Consider the following 12047-nt stretch of genomic DNA (forward strand, 5'->3'; position numbering starts at 1 on the left):
TACGCTGATTTTAGCAACAAGAACCACACTAGGAGTTCTCGTATGGATAACTCTAAGCTTGGTCATGTCGCGATATTCAGGAGCCTACTTAACGCAAGCTGGGCTGAAGATACAGTGAAGCTTGCACTATGGGTAAGATTGTTAGGGCAGGCAAGACATAAACCGACGACGGTTGAGTTTGGCGGTGTATCTTGGGATCTTCGGACTGGTCAACTGGTAACAAAAGCAAAAGTTTTAGCTCGAAAACTGAAAGATGCAAAGGGAAAGGAAAAGACTGAAAAACAAATCAGGGACATGTTGGATTTTTTTGAACAGGAAGGGATGATAACCCGTACTGGCACACGGCATGGAACAATAATTACAATCACAAATTACCTTGAATATCAGTGGAATGACGAGGTGACAAAGCAAGTTACTAATGAGGTGACAATCAAACGTAGTGATACCATCGCTTCAAGCGTAGTTGAGGTTACTAACCTAGTAACAAAAGAAGTGAAACAGAATAAGAATGTACTTGAACAAGAAATAAATACTCCCCTAACCCCTCAAGAGGGGGACTGTGAAAAGTTAATTTCAACTAATCGAAAAAATAACATTCCCTACATCGAAATTATGAATGCGTTCAACGAAGCAGCAGGAGATAGATTGCCAAATGCTGAATCGCTGAATGACAAAAGAAAACGAGCTATCTCAAAATTCCTGAAAGAACTCAAAGAGCCAACGGTCGAAGCGGCTAAAAACTATTTTGAATATTTCATGAGCTCAGCCAAGGAGTTTTATTTTGGCGAAAACGATTCTGGTTGGAGAGCGAATTTCGATTACCTGTTAAGACCAGCGACAGTATTAAAAACTAGGGAAGGTTCATTATGAGTTACCAAGTACCACGCAGCATAGAGACCGAGCAGAGTGTTATCGGATCCCTACTGATTGACCCAAACAGCGACAATGCTCAGCGTGTATTTTCCGTGTTGAAGCCAGATGATTTCTACGGCACCCACCACAAGATTATCTTTGAGCAAATGCGGTCAATGGCTAGCAAGCATCAACCGATTGATATCTTAACCGTGTCTGACAGCTTGAAAGCAACTGGCAGCGAAGGAACTACTGGCGGATTAGGTTATCTGGCTGAAATTGCAAAGAACACACCAAGCGCTGCAAACGTGATCCACTACTCGAAGAAAATCAAAGAGTATGCCAGTGAGCGTTACGCTATTGAGAAAATCAACGAAGCCACTCGGTTACTGATTGAGCCAAGCACTCTAAGCTTTGGTGAAAAAATGGAGTTCGTTCAAAAGCTAGTAACTGACGCAAGCGAAAACGGCGTTACTGGTCGAAAATCTGGCTTGAAGAACATGGCTGAGCTATTGCCTGAATGGTTCGAGGGCGTAGAAAACATGTTTAATAATCCAGATCAGTTTATAGGACTCAAAACAGGCATTAAGCCACTTGATGACATGCTGGCACCTAAATTTGTCGTGCGAGGATCTCTGTTCGTTATCGGTGCGCGTCCAAAGATGGGTAAGACAACCGTTCTAACTGAAATGGCGAAGAACGTTTCTGATAATGGTCTGGCAGTGGCTTTGTTCAGCATGGAAATGTCCAATGAGCAATTGGTTGAACGGATGGTAAGCCAGAAGTCAGGCTTGAATTCAGACATGTTCTACGGCGGCACTGAGGATGATTTCGAATGGGCACTACTCGGCAAGGCTATTAGTGACTTGAGCGAAAAACCTAACATTTGGGTTGATGATACAGCGGGAATGACACTTGAACACATTCAGTCAGAGTGCAGAAAGCTGAAACGCAAGGTTGGAAAAATCGGTTTTATCGGCGTGGATTATTTAACACTGATGAAAGCTGGCAAAGCAGACCGCAACGATATCGCCTACGGTGAAATCACTAAAGGTCTCAAGCAACTGGCTAAAGAGCTTGATACCACAGTGGTATTGCTCACGCAGCTAAACCGCAAACTTGAAGATAGACCCAACAAGCGCCCCATGCCAAGTGATAGCCGTGATACTGGTCAAATCGAGCAGGATTGTGATTACTGGATGGGAATATACAAAGACTCAGTTTACAACGACAAAGCCGACAAGACGCTTACAGAGCTGATTGTAAGACTTAACCGTCACGGCAAAGCTGGAACCGCATTTGTAGACCAGAAAGGACTTTGTTTATTCGACACCGATCAAACCCACGCAATGGCTAGAGCTGATATGGCAACCGCCAACCGTAACACACCAAATCATAAGGACTTCTAGATGAGCGGATACGCAATTCTTCAAGAGTACATGTTTACTGACAAAGACAAACACGAATGGACTGATGCCATGTGCTACTTGCTAGGGAAGTATGACGAATTTCCTAGTGATATGGATGTGAATATTCAGCCTAAACCTGAACATAAAGATTTCAGATTCATCAAGTCGCCAGAGGGAAAAATACTTTTCGGTAATTGCATAGTGCCAGCAATAACAGCCGAGGATTTTTACCAGTTTAAAGCCATAAATTAAGCGAGGTGTTGAGTGATGAGAGTTAGATTATTAAATAATGGCGAGTTTGAGACGCTCGAACATTTGCAGTTTCCTATAGAGGTTAATGGCTCTAAACACGGCGACGGACGTCTTATTGAGGTTCCAGTTAACACGTTAATCGATATAGATGACGTTGATAGTAAAGCTCTTGAGCGTGATGTCCGTCCTCATGATTTTTATTTATTTGAGATTGGAACTGAGTGCGAGGTTATTGAGTGATGAAAGGAACAACGTTAACAGAGCTGAATAAAGCGTACTTGCGCCAAGGTAGATTTATAGCGGGTAGATACATTCATGCGAACGTTAAATATTTTAGGCAGCACACAGATGCAGTGTTTCTTGAACATGAGTTAGCAGCCGATAAGCATAGCCCTAGAGGCAAGGCGTATCAGAGAATAATGGCGATAGAGAATGCAGCCAGGATGATTAAGTTTCAAGAGCTACAGAAAATAATCACCTCTCGCACAAGCCAGAATAATTACAGGGAGGCATCTAATGCAGGGAACTAATTGGGTAAATAGGAAAGAGAAATCGCCTGATATCGATGGTAAGTATTTTACATTCGGATCTCATGGTCGGACTACTGCATGGTGGAAAGGCGATATCGAAAAGTTTCAAAATGCTGAATCTGGCGAAAATGAAGGAATGCAAGACATGGATGGTGAAGTTTACATGGTCACGCATTGGATGAATTTACCAGAAAAGCCACTCCCACCAATGCCAGAGGGTGAATGATGAACATCACCAAATTACCCATTGATAAAAAATTCCAAGCTAATGGTGAGCTATCTAAACGCCTGCTGGAATTAATTCACGAATATGACGGTGAAATTAGCTTAGCTGAAGCAATAGGGGTTATTGAGATTGTTAAGTTAACGCTGGTCGGTGAACAGGAGAGCTAACAGTGAGTGATGAAACATACAAATGGATAGTAGCCACGCTATCAATGATGGGCTACGTGTGGATTGTTACACAAGCGTTTTGCTGGTTCGTAAGTTTGATATTCAGCAAGCTATTTAAACGTAAATCAAAGGAACGCAAGCAAGCGGCAATTAATGAGCTGTACGATGCTTTTGAACTTGGCGAAATCAAAGATAACCAAACAATTAAGGTCGCAACCAAAGGCGGTTTAGTCATTATGATTTATCGTCAATAGGAGGCTAACTTGGAAGCAGATTTCCTCTTCCACGAATCAACCAAAAATACCGCATGGCAACATCTCAAAGAAGTTCTAGCAACAAACCAACCACACCGAATCATTATCAAGCCTTGGAAAAATCGCAGGTCATTATCTCAAAATTCACTTTCACATATGTGGTATGCCGAAATTAGTAAGCATTTGTGCAAGAACGGCATCAAACACACTGATGAGAGCGTTAAGGAGATGATGAAACATACCTTTTTAGGTTACGAAGAGGTTGAGATGATTAACGCTGTCACGGGCGATATAGAGCTAATTAGGCGGCTAAGAAAAACTTCTGATTTAGATACTGGCGATATGTATTTCTACATGGAGCAGGTCGAACGCTGGGCGGTAGATATTGGTTGTTTCGTGACAACCCCACACACAAGCGAATACATGAAACTCAAGGAGCAGCAAGAGCGATGAAACTAGAAAAAGGAAAGGTCTACGAGATATCAGAACAGGCTTTTGATTTTTACCACAAGCATAACCGAGCTGAATACCACTCTACATACCCAAGAGAAACTGATGGGGAGCCACTGCACAACGTAATTATAAGAATGGTTAGTGGAGATTTGGAAGCATCCATATTGCTTACCGACGAAATAGTCAAAGTTGCTGATATCCAAGAGGTGTAATGATGAAGCGTAAATACCCAAACTTAACACTCGGAGCCAAGTTATTTATGGTGGCCATATTAGCTTGTCTATTTGCATCGGCGTGGATATTTAAGGCGGCGATATATGGCTAAACCAATTCGACGGCGATGTGCAATATGCAAGGAATGGTTTCACCCAAAGTATGACAATATCGAGTGGTGTAGCCCAGAACACGGAGCAGAGTTAGGAATAAAACGACAGCGAAAGAAAAATGAAAAAGCACAGGCCAAGCTTAGAAAAGAACGGCAGCAAAAAGAAAAAGAATCCCGCGATAAACTAAAGATCAGAAAGCTAGCAGTAAAACCCCTCAAATACTTCACCCAGCAAGCTCAGAACGCATTTAACGCATACATCCGACATAGAGACCGAAATGAACCTTGCATCTCCTGTGAGCGATTTCACGAAGGTCAATATCATGCAGGTCACTATTGAACCACAGGCGCTAATCCTGAGCTTAGATTTAACGAGGACAACACTCACAAACAATGCGCCCCATGTAATAACCATCTATCAGGCAATATAGAAAAATACACTCCTAATTTGATAGCGAAAATCGGACAGGAGCGATTCGATATTCTGATGGGATTTCATGAGCTACCCAAGTGGAAGCGCGAGGACTATGAGCGAATACGCGACTACTACAGGAAGAAATTGAAGGAGCTGAAAGATGCAAGCTGAAATCACGACCATTCCTGAGTTACTTATTAAGCATTACGGGAATATGACCGCTGTTGCAAGAGAGCTTGGTGTTTATAGGGCAACAGTAAGGCGGTTCGCAAGGGATTTGAATGGTAGTGAACATTTGGTATCGCGCGGGCAGTTATTCACAATGTGCAGACAGCGTGGAACGTCGGGTAATAAATTATGAGAAGAGATGAGCCATTCTATTTGTTAACTCAGCATGCCAAAAAAAGCGATATTCGTAGGGTATGGTTTGGGCATCGTAAAAACATCAGTGACTCTCAACGTGTTTGGGTTAGATATATGCTTCTCTTATGGGGTAGGGTATATGGAGGTGATGATTACGCAGAAGGTGGTGAGTGTAGTGTCATCGGGCGGCTTATGGTTCACTCAGACTGGAATGAAAATGAAGGTAAGCGGATTATTCAGGTAGTTAATGACTTACATAAGATGGGTTACAAAGGTGATGAACTTTTTAAAAAGTCACACGAAATTCTAAATCCAAAAAGTATTTTAAGCGACCTCATCGCTCTCGCCAAAGAACAAGATGATGCCGCTTTTATTGAATCAGTCATTAACAAGACGTTTAAGTTAAGCAACCCAATTCGTCATGTAGCTATTAAACGATATTGTGATCGCAAATACCCGCAAAAAATGGCTCGCGAATTAAGGTTTGGTCAAAACGTTAGTATTCAGCAATGCACTCGACGTATTGAATGGGCGCTTGAAATACTGGAAGAAGAGCTATATTACGCAATAAAAAGAGAGGAACCGGAATATTAGCAATCGAACGATGCAATATTGGCTATTTTCGCAGAAGAAAGACTGGATATCGCGAAATTTACATGTAATATCTGTGATAAGCTCACGGCATTAAAACACAGAGCGGTAACAAGCTCAAAATAGAGCCTCTACTTCGGTAGGGGCTTTGTTGTTTGTTTTATTGTAATGTGGAGTAGTGATTTATAAAGCTAGTAAATAAAGTGCAATGTTACTAATATGAATTCAATTATTATAAATCAATTTCGTATATAAGTGATTTCATATAAGGTGGCAATGATGGTTAATATTCTTACCTCTAATGATAAGAGCAATACATCAGGTAAAAAAATCACTGTAGGTATTAGCTCATGCTTATTGGGCGATAGTGTTAGATTTGATGGTGGTCATAAGCGCTTTCATTTTGCTGTAGATGAGTTATCAGATTATTTCGAATACCAGCAAGCATGCCCGGAAATGGCGATTGGTTTACCAACACCTAGACCTGCATTGAGGCTAGTTAAATCTGACGAAGATAGCGTTAGACTCAAATTCAGCGATGGTCGTGAAGGCGATTTAACTGAAGAAATGCTTCAGTTTTCGACTACTTATTTGAGTAAACTTTTAAATTTAAGTGGTTATATTGTATGTAAAAACTCACCTAGCTGTGGTTTGGAAAGGGTTCGAGTATATGATTCTGTTGGCAATGGTAATAAAAAGTCTGGAATGGGGCTTTTTACTGAACAATTACTCAAAGCAATGCCTTGGTTGCCTGTTGAGGAAGATGGGAGGTTAAGCGACCCTCATATTCGAGAGAATTTTATTATACGGGTATTTGCTCTTCATGAGCTAAATGAACTAAAGAAAAACCCCTTCAATCGGCACTCATTAATCGACTTTCATACTCGATATAAGCTCCTTTTATTGGCGCATTCACAGCCTCTTTATCGAGAACTTGGTCGTTTTGTTGCTAGTAACAATGAATGGGATTCAATCGATTCTTATTTTGATGAGTATCGAAATAAGTTTATGAATTTATTACAACACCAAGCAACTAGGCGCAATCACACTAATGTGCTTATGCATATCCAAGGTTACTTTAAACGCTATCTGACATCAAACCAAAGACAAGCATTGAGTAAGTTAATCCTCGAATACCGCCAAGGAACACAGCCTTTATTGGCTCCATTAACATTAATTACGCACTATTTATCTGAATATCCAGATAACTATTTGAATAATCAAAAATATTTTCATCCTTATCCTCAGTCATTAAGACTGCGATATGGATTATGATATTAAAAATACTACTTCAGTATTTCAAAGTTGTTCATATGATTGGTTCTTCCGATCATATGAATATTAAACGTGACTTTACCTGCACCAGAATAAACATGAACCATCCATGATAAGCCTCACCTCGGTGGGGCTTTTTGCGTTGTAGATGTTTATATGCTTGATGAATATGAAGGCTTTGACGAGCATCCTGATTTTTAATTCCTCCGAATTCGAGGGAATAAACAGAACGTGGTAACAACGGGCATATCGCCCTAGTAAATCCCGACTGGTGCATGAGTAGCGCACCATGCCGTTAGCCCACGAAACGGGCATTAATTCCAACCTGTCGGTATGACCGACTAGTTCAAAATATCGTTGGCAAATAGTCCCAACAGAACAATATTTCAATAAGTCGCCTAGTGCGGCCTTTTTCGTATACGCCGCCACAGAATTCTAATCAACCAAACGAAAATTGACGCATAGAGATTGTGCGCGGCTATCTATTAACTTTAATCACGGAACACTCCGCAGGGGGTGAGTATGCGCATGCCTGAAAAAAATACCGAGTTCTGGGTGCAGGTCTGGGACTGGATAACAATTAATGCGCCACTTATCGCAGGCGTTTTGTTAGCCGCTATGACTGCGCTGACACGAGAAAAGAGAGATGGTGCAGGATGGAAGTCATCACTCGCCGAGGCCTTTATATGCGCCTGTATCAGTATTGGGATTATTACCGCTCTGGAGTATGCAAAGTTACCGATTAGCCTTGCTCAATTCTGCGGCGTATTCATCGGGTTTTTGGGTACCAAGAAAATTGGTGGAATTGTTGAGGTGGTAATGTCGTTCTTCAAAAATAAATTCGGAGTTAACAAATGACACTAGGTGAAAAACAACGCAAATTTACTCGTATGATTGCTGATTTGATTATCTTCGCGTACGACAATGGGTATGAGCTTTCATTCAATGAGGCTTACCGAACCCCAGAGCAAGCGGCGCTGAATGCCAAAAATGGCTCAGGCATTAAAAGTAGTCTGCACACTGAAAAGCTAGCAGTGGATTTTAACTTATTCAAAGATGGAAAATATCTAACAGCTACCAATGACCATAAATTACTTGGTGAGTATTGGGAATCTATCGGTGGTACGTGGGGCGGTCGATTCAATGACGGTAATCACTACTCGTTAGAGCACAACGGCGTGAAGTGATATGAGTGATATAGCCAAAGAGCTATTAAAGATATCGATAAAGTATTTGATTGCTTTCGTACCGATATTTGTAGTTCTCTTTTTCATTTACCAAAACTCAAAGTTAGAGCGTGAAATTAAGTCGCTGAATGGTGAGCTTTCGCGACAATCACTCATATCTGATAACGCCTACACCTCAATATCTATCTTTGACCGTATCTCTGGAGCAACCATTGATGCTAAACAACAAAACACACTGGACGCACAGGGAGCCAAGAAAGACGTCAAAGCTATTCTTGTGGATAATGACTGCGCTCCCGTTGCTGCTCCTGATAGTCTTATTAACAGGATGCGGCAATACAAAGACTGAATATGTATTAGCGCCTCACATCCCAATTCCTGCAAGCTTACTAGCTGATTGCCCGATACCAGATATCCCCGACAAAATGACGTGGGGTGATATTGCTGAATACAATATTGAGCTGATGTCGGTAATTAAGGCGTGCAACTTGGACAAGAAAGCAATACGGGAAATTGAGTATCATAGGTTACATGACAAGGGTGATAGTAATTAGAAATGCACCATACACTGATACAAGAATAAGCAGGATTCCAACCATAGATCTAAATGCCGCACCAGCGTTTGAAGCCTTTTTTATATCTTTGAAGCAATAGTATGCGCACATGATTAACATAAACTCTATGGCAATTCCTGTCATGTGATACTCGGTCATAATCAACTCCATCTGTTTGGTATGTTGCAATCAATTGTACATAAGCTAAATATTCATAGCCATAAGCTAAAAACAAAAATGCCCCAGATATCGGGGCAAAGTAGAGAATAATAGTTCATGAATGAGCGTCACTATACGTTAATCATGAATGACCACAACCTTGAAAAGGTAGTAATCTCAAGCGGATATTACAAATATGAGCCTCGCAAAATAGCGGGGCTTTTTAATATCAAAAGGAAATAAGATGTTTGAAATTATCATCCCGGTCATTACCGCAATCGCTGGATTCGTCGCTGGCGCTCTTGTCTATCGAAAGCACACAAAAGAAGCGGAACGAATCGTTCAGCAACTGAAAGCTGAGAAAGAGCGATTACAGAAGCGTTTAGATGAGCACAAGAAGTAATACGTCGCGAAGCTACCATTGCCAATGGTTGAGAATGCCACATATTTGTGGTTTTTAATGCCATTGGTATAAGAAAATAAATTCAATTAAATCAATACGCAAAAATACAACTTCATATAGGAAGACCCATTCATGCGTATTGATAACCCATCTACATAAAGCGTATCTCACGCGCAAATATCACAACCCGAGACCATTCACAAAAGCGACTTCAGAGGACTGCCTGTTTAGGTGTGCTCGGGTCAGGCTTGTTCTGTGAGAACTGAGGTCTCTTTTTTGAAAGGTAACATCCTATGAAAGAATTATCGGTTTTTAACACACCAGTAAGAGTGGGTGATGATGGATATATATCAATCACTGATATTTGGAAGGCTGCAAAGGCAGCGGGTATGAAAGTAGATAACTTACGACCAGTTGACTTCCTAAGAAGTTCAGTAACTCAGTCATTTATCAATGAGTTAGTAAAAGGTGGAAATTCTACACCTTTTATAATATTTAAAGGTCGCAACGGTGGAACGTTCGCAACTAAGTTCTTGGCTTATGAATATGCTGGATATATAGACCCTGCGTTCAAGGTTGGCGTTTACACGGTTCTGGATAAATATTTCTCTGGTGAGTTAATCTCAGTTGCTAGCTTTATGGCTGAAGCAAATATGGCAGGGTATATATTCAATCAAGAATCATCAGTTGTCAGTGACTGTGCGAGAACAATGAATTACTGGGGTAGAGGTGGAAGAAAAGCCCACTTGCTACACAATAAGCAAGAAGCAGAAAACAAACTGCAAATTGCACTGGATTACAAGTAGGTCGCTCAGCGGTCTTTTGTTATTCCCCTTGAGGCATGGTTGAAGTTTTTATTAAATTGGCCGCTATTTATATTTCAATGAATTTGAATAGCGAGTGAAGAAATGCCAGAAATACATAAATGGAACTCTGATGGTGAGGCAACAGCTTATATGCAATGTGGCTACTGCGAGCCAGGGAAAATGAAATATATGGGTGTTAAAAACGAAAAAGGGGAGCATCTACATAGGTGTGTTGAGTGTGATAAATCGGCGTATTACATGCATGAATATCCTTATCGTGATCCAGTATTTGATAGGTAAATATAGGAATCAACCCGCCAAGCGCGGGTTTTTTATTGGGTGGAATATGAAGAAATACACAGTAATCGCAACAAAGAAAGACGGCACTACATACGAAGGCCTGATGACAACGAAAGAGCCTCGTGTGACTAACGGCCTAATCGCAATTGCTCAGGCAGACGGTGCATGGATATACATTTCACCTGATGAAATCAGTAGCGTTGAATATGTGCCAGTGATTGAAGTAGCAGAATAACCAATCACAAAGCCAGTTCGAGTGAGCCGGCTTTTTAATTGGAATGTACGTAATATAGAGTAAGTCGATAGCTATCTATTACTCGGGTGAATTCGCTCTAACAGTATATCTATTAACTCTTGCTTGCGGATTCCTTCATTAAATACAAACTTATGACGTATAGGTAAAAATATATCTAACATTCGTCTATATGTTTCTACTGAGGGGGAGTGAGAGTTTTTAGTTAGTTCTGTACCTGAGAAACGCCCCATGGTTTTTAACAATCTACCTATTTGTATGTATTCAGATTCATTATTCCCATCGAAGCCAGGGAAAGTTAGAGAATATTCTGGAGAGAAATGAGGTACGGCTTCGCTGACATCTTTCTTATCCTCATCACTAAGTCTTTTATATGTATATGAAAGCATGTCATACATATCAACGGTATCACCAAATAATTTAACTTTAGATGGAGTTTCATCTTCAGTTTCTAGAGATGGGTATTCCCATGACAGGGCCCAATAGTTATCAGTGGAAATAGCCTCTTCAACGAGGTCAGGATTAAAACTATTTTCTATTCCCATAGCTCTGTAAATTTCACAAAGCATCATTAATTGAAGTTTTTCGGCTTGAGAATATTTCATTTATTGCTCCTATTTATGAACGAAAATCTACTATAGCATTAATTTAATTTATGGAAGGTGATGTATGGCTAAAAGACCAGATTGGGAGGCCATCGAGTCGGCTTACCGAGCTGGCGCGATGTCACTCCGAGAAATAGCTTCACAGCATGGCATATCTGAAGGAGCTATACGCAAAAGAGCAAAGAAAGATGATTGGTCGCGAGACCTTAACGCAAAGATAAAATCCCGTGCAGATGATTTGGTACGCAAAGAGGAAGTACGCAGGCAGGTACGCAGAGAAACAGTGCTTTCAGAGCGCGTACTTATTGAGGCGACCGCCGAAGTCATCGCTAGTGTTCGCATGGAGCACAGGGGAGATATTCGCAGGGCAAGAGAGTTGACCAATAACTTGTTTGATGAGCTATCGGCTGAATGTGCTGATGTGCCAGCTTTAAGTAAATTGGGCGAGCTAATGCTTAACCCTAATGATAACGGACGTGACAAGCTGAATGAAATTTATCATTCAATCATCTCTCTCCCTGAGCGAGTTAAGTCAGTCAAAGCGTTAAGTGAAACACTTAAAAATCTAGTCGGTCTTGAACGTCAAGCTTACGGGCTAGATGAAGTACAGCCGAATAAGACAGCTAGTCAGCTATCAGAACTAATGGACGACTTATCTAAGGAATAAT

At 41.0% G+C, this 12047-nt stretch carries 21 protein-coding genes and 1 pseudogene; 21 read left to right on the forward strand and 1 reads right to left on the reverse strand.

Annotation, left to right across the window (positions count from 1 at the left end):
- The first annotated feature begins 42 nt into the window (after nucleotides 1-42).
- From LDO73_RS06705 to LDO73_RS06800, 20 genes and pseudogenes are all read left to right on the forward strand, one after another.
- Nucleotides 43-870, forward strand: coding sequence for a replication protein (locus tag LDO73_RS06705; protein WP_224060733.1), 828 nt, complete (start codon nucleotides 43-45; stop codon nucleotides 868-870).
- A complete protein-coding gene (locus tag LDO73_RS06710; protein WP_224060734.1) occupies nucleotides 867-2261 on the forward strand; it encodes a replicative DNA helicase in 1395 nt (464 codons plus the stop codon). Before LDO73_RS06705 ends, LDO73_RS06710 begins: the two co-directional genes overlap by 4 nt.
- Nucleotides 2262-2513 carry a hypothetical protein gene (locus LDO73_RS06715; protein WP_224060735.1) on the forward strand — a complete coding sequence of 84 codons (252 nt, stop codon included), beginning with the start codon at nucleotides 2262-2264 and terminating at the stop codon, nucleotides 2511-2513. It begins immediately after the preceding gene.
- 15 nt (nucleotides 2514-2528) lie between these two features.
- Nucleotides 2529-2753: a hypothetical protein gene (locus tag LDO73_RS06720; RefSeq protein ID WP_224060736.1), complete on the forward strand. Its 225-nt coding sequence runs from the start codon at nucleotides 2529-2531 to the stop codon at nucleotides 2751-2753.
- A 276-nt stretch (nucleotides 2754-3029) separates the two neighbouring features.
- Nucleotides 3030-3269: a DUF551 domain-containing protein gene (locus LDO73_RS18105; RefSeq protein ID WP_224060737.1), complete on the forward strand. Its 240-nt coding sequence runs from the start codon at nucleotides 3030-3032 to the stop codon at nucleotides 3267-3269.
- Nucleotides 3269-3436: a hypothetical protein gene (locus LDO73_RS06730; RefSeq protein WP_224061227.1), complete on the forward strand. Its 168-nt coding sequence runs from the start codon at nucleotides 3269-3271 to the stop codon at nucleotides 3434-3436. Before LDO73_RS18105 ends, LDO73_RS06730 begins: the two co-directional genes overlap by 1 nt.
- A gap of 2 nt (nucleotides 3437-3438) precedes the next feature.
- A complete protein-coding gene (locus LDO73_RS06735; RefSeq protein ID WP_224060738.1) occupies nucleotides 3439-3690 on the forward strand; it encodes a DUF4752 family protein in 252 nt (83 codons plus the stop codon).
- Nucleotides 3691-3699: 9 nt separating this feature from the next.
- On the forward strand, nucleotides 3700-4143 hold the full coding sequence (locus LDO73_RS06740) for a recombination protein NinB (protein WP_224060739.1): 444 nt from the start codon (nucleotides 3700-3702) through the stop codon (nucleotides 4141-4143).
- The gene (locus LDO73_RS06745; protein WP_224060740.1) at nucleotides 4140-4355 is read left to right on the forward strand and encodes a hypothetical protein; all 216 of its coding nucleotides are present in this window, start codon (nucleotides 4140-4142) and stop codon (nucleotides 4353-4355) included. Before LDO73_RS06740 ends, LDO73_RS06745 begins: the two co-directional genes overlap by 4 nt.
- A gap of 105 nt (nucleotides 4356-4460) precedes the next feature.
- A pseudogene (locus LDO73_RS06750) lies at nucleotides 4461-5054 on the forward strand (recombination protein NinG).
- Nucleotides 5055-5097: 43 nt separating this feature from the next.
- Nucleotides 5098-5244 carry a phage NinH family protein gene (locus LDO73_RS06755; RefSeq protein ID WP_243441097.1) on the forward strand — a complete coding sequence of 49 codons (147 nt, stop codon included), beginning with the start codon at nucleotides 5098-5100 and terminating at the stop codon, nucleotides 5242-5244.
- A complete protein-coding gene (locus LDO73_RS06760) occupies nucleotides 5241-5840 on the forward strand; it encodes a DUF1133 family protein (RefSeq protein ID WP_224060741.1) in 600 nt (199 codons plus the stop codon). The genes LDO73_RS06755 and LDO73_RS06760 overlap by 4 nt, the downstream gene beginning before the upstream one ends.
- A 276-nt stretch (nucleotides 5841-6116) precedes the next feature.
- Nucleotides 6117-7112 (forward strand): YbgA family protein, encoded by a 996-nt coding sequence (locus LDO73_RS06765; RefSeq protein WP_224061144.1) that lies wholly within the window; start codon nucleotides 6117-6119, stop codon nucleotides 7110-7112.
- A gap of 522 nt (nucleotides 7113-7634) precedes the next feature.
- The gene (locus tag LDO73_RS06770) at nucleotides 7635-7970 is read left to right on the forward strand and encodes a phage holin, lambda family (protein WP_224060742.1); all 336 of its coding nucleotides are present in this window, start codon (nucleotides 7635-7637) and stop codon (nucleotides 7968-7970) included.
- Nucleotides 7967-8299, forward strand: a complete 333-nt coding sequence (locus LDO73_RS06775) for a M15 family metallopeptidase (protein WP_224060743.1) — start codon at nucleotides 7967-7969, stop codon at nucleotides 8297-8299. Before LDO73_RS06770 ends, LDO73_RS06775 begins: the two co-directional genes overlap by 4 nt.
- Before the next feature lies 1 nt (nucleotide 8300).
- Nucleotides 8301-8648 carry a hypothetical protein gene (locus LDO73_RS18110; protein WP_224061228.1) on the forward strand — a complete coding sequence of 116 codons (348 nt, stop codon included), beginning with the start codon at nucleotides 8301-8303 and terminating at the stop codon, nucleotides 8646-8648.
- Nucleotides 8584-8853, forward strand: coding sequence for an Rz1-like lysis system protein LysC (lysC, locus tag LDO73_RS18195; RefSeq protein ID WP_224061145.1), 270 nt, complete (start codon nucleotides 8584-8586; stop codon nucleotides 8851-8853). The genes LDO73_RS18110 and lysC overlap by 65 nt, the downstream gene beginning before the upstream one ends.
- A gap of 403 nt (nucleotides 8854-9256) precedes the next feature.
- Complete coding sequence (locus LDO73_RS06790; RefSeq protein ID WP_224060744.1) at nucleotides 9257-9415, forward strand: hypothetical protein; 159 nt, start codon at nucleotides 9257-9259, stop codon at nucleotides 9413-9415.
- Between the two features lie 293 nt (nucleotides 9416-9708).
- On the forward strand, nucleotides 9709-10221 hold the full coding sequence (locus LDO73_RS06795; RefSeq protein WP_224060745.1) for a KilA-N domain-containing protein: 513 nt from the start codon (nucleotides 9709-9711) through the stop codon (nucleotides 10219-10221).
- A gap of 403 nt (nucleotides 10222-10624) precedes the next feature.
- The gene (locus LDO73_RS06800) at nucleotides 10625-10756 is read left to right on the forward strand and encodes a hypothetical protein (protein ID WP_336431852.1); all 132 of its coding nucleotides are present in this window, start codon (nucleotides 10625-10627) and stop codon (nucleotides 10754-10756) included.
- Between the two features lie 71 nt (nucleotides 10757-10827).
- Here LDO73_RS06800 and LDO73_RS06805 read toward each other — a convergent pair whose 3' ends face one another.
- On the reverse strand, nucleotides 10828-11379 hold the full coding sequence (locus tag LDO73_RS06805; protein ID WP_224060746.1) for a YfbU family protein: 552 nt from the start codon (nucleotides 11377-11379) through the stop codon (nucleotides 10828-10830).
- A 64-nt stretch (nucleotides 11380-11443) separates the two neighbouring features.
- Between LDO73_RS06805 and LDO73_RS06810 the strand changes: the two genes are divergently transcribed.
- Nucleotides 11444-12046, forward strand: a complete 603-nt coding sequence (locus tag LDO73_RS06810; protein WP_224060747.1) for a hypothetical protein — start codon at nucleotides 11444-11446, stop codon at nucleotides 12044-12046.
- The last annotated feature ends 1 nt before the right edge of the window (nucleotide 12047 follow it).

This window comes from Providencia alcalifaciens, assembly GCF_915403165.1.
In the GTDB taxonomy this organism is placed as follows: domain Bacteria; phylum Pseudomonadota; class Gammaproteobacteria; order Enterobacterales; family Enterobacteriaceae; genus Providencia; species Providencia alcalifaciens_C.

Coding starts and splice junctions, on each gene's coding strand:
- LDO73_RS06705 (WP_224060733.1), top strand. CDS start 43: ATGGATAACTCTAAGCTTGGTCATGTCGCGATATTCAGGAGCCTACTT.
- LDO73_RS06710 (WP_224060734.1), top strand. CDS start 867: ATGAGTTACCAAGTACCACGCAGCATAGAGACCGAGCAGAGTGTTATC.
- LDO73_RS06715 (WP_224060735.1), top strand. CDS start 2,262: ATGAGCGGATACGCAATTCTTCAAGAGTACATGTTTACTGACAAAGAC.
- LDO73_RS06720 (WP_224060736.1), top strand. CDS start 2,529: ATGAGAGTTAGATTATTAAATAATGGCGAGTTTGAGACGCTCGAACAT.
- LDO73_RS18105 (WP_224060737.1), top strand. CDS start 3,030: ATGCAGGGAACTAATTGGGTAAATAGGAAAGAGAAATCGCCTGATATC.
- LDO73_RS06730 (WP_224061227.1), top strand. CDS start 3,269: ATGAACATCACCAAATTACCCATTGATAAAAAATTCCAAGCTAATGGT.
- LDO73_RS06745 (WP_224060740.1), top strand. CDS start 4,140: ATGAAACTAGAAAAAGGAAAGGTCTACGAGATATCAGAACAGGCTTTT.
- LDO73_RS06755 (WP_243441097.1), top strand. CDS start 5,098: ATGACCGCTGTTGCAAGAGAGCTTGGTGTTTATAGGGCAACAGTAAGG.
- LDO73_RS06760 (WP_224060741.1), top strand. CDS start 5,241: ATGAGAAGAGATGAGCCATTCTATTTGTTAACTCAGCATGCCAAAAAA.
- LDO73_RS06765 (WP_224061144.1), top strand. CDS start 6,117: ATGGTTAATATTCTTACCTCTAATGATAAGAGCAATACATCAGGTAAA.
- LDO73_RS06770 (WP_224060742.1), top strand. CDS start 7,635: ATGCGCATGCCTGAAAAAAATACCGAGTTCTGGGTGCAGGTCTGGGAC.
- LDO73_RS06775 (WP_224060743.1), top strand. CDS start 7,967: ATGACACTAGGTGAAAAACAACGCAAATTTACTCGTATGATTGCTGAT.
- LDO73_RS18110 (WP_224061228.1), top strand. CDS start 8,301: ATGAGTGATATAGCCAAAGAGCTATTAAAGATATCGATAAAGTATTTG.
- lysC (WP_224061145.1), top strand. CDS start 8,584: ATGACTGCGCTCCCGTTGCTGCTCCTGATAGTCTTATTAACAGGATGC.
- LDO73_RS06790 (WP_224060744.1), top strand. CDS start 9,257: ATGTTTGAAATTATCATCCCGGTCATTACCGCAATCGCTGGATTCGTC.
- LDO73_RS06795 (WP_224060745.1), top strand. CDS start 9,709: ATGAAAGAATTATCGGTTTTTAACACACCAGTAAGAGTGGGTGATGAT.
- LDO73_RS06800 (WP_336431852.1), top strand. CDS start 10,625: ATGACAACGAAAGAGCCTCGTGTGACTAACGGCCTAATCGCAATTGCT.
- LDO73_RS06805 (WP_224060746.1), bottom strand. CDS start 11,379: ATGAAATATTCTCAAGCCGAAAAACTTCAATTAATGATGCTTTGTGAA.
- LDO73_RS06810 (WP_224060747.1), top strand. CDS start 11,444: ATGGCTAAAAGACCAGATTGGGAGGCCATCGAGTCGGCTTACCGAGCT.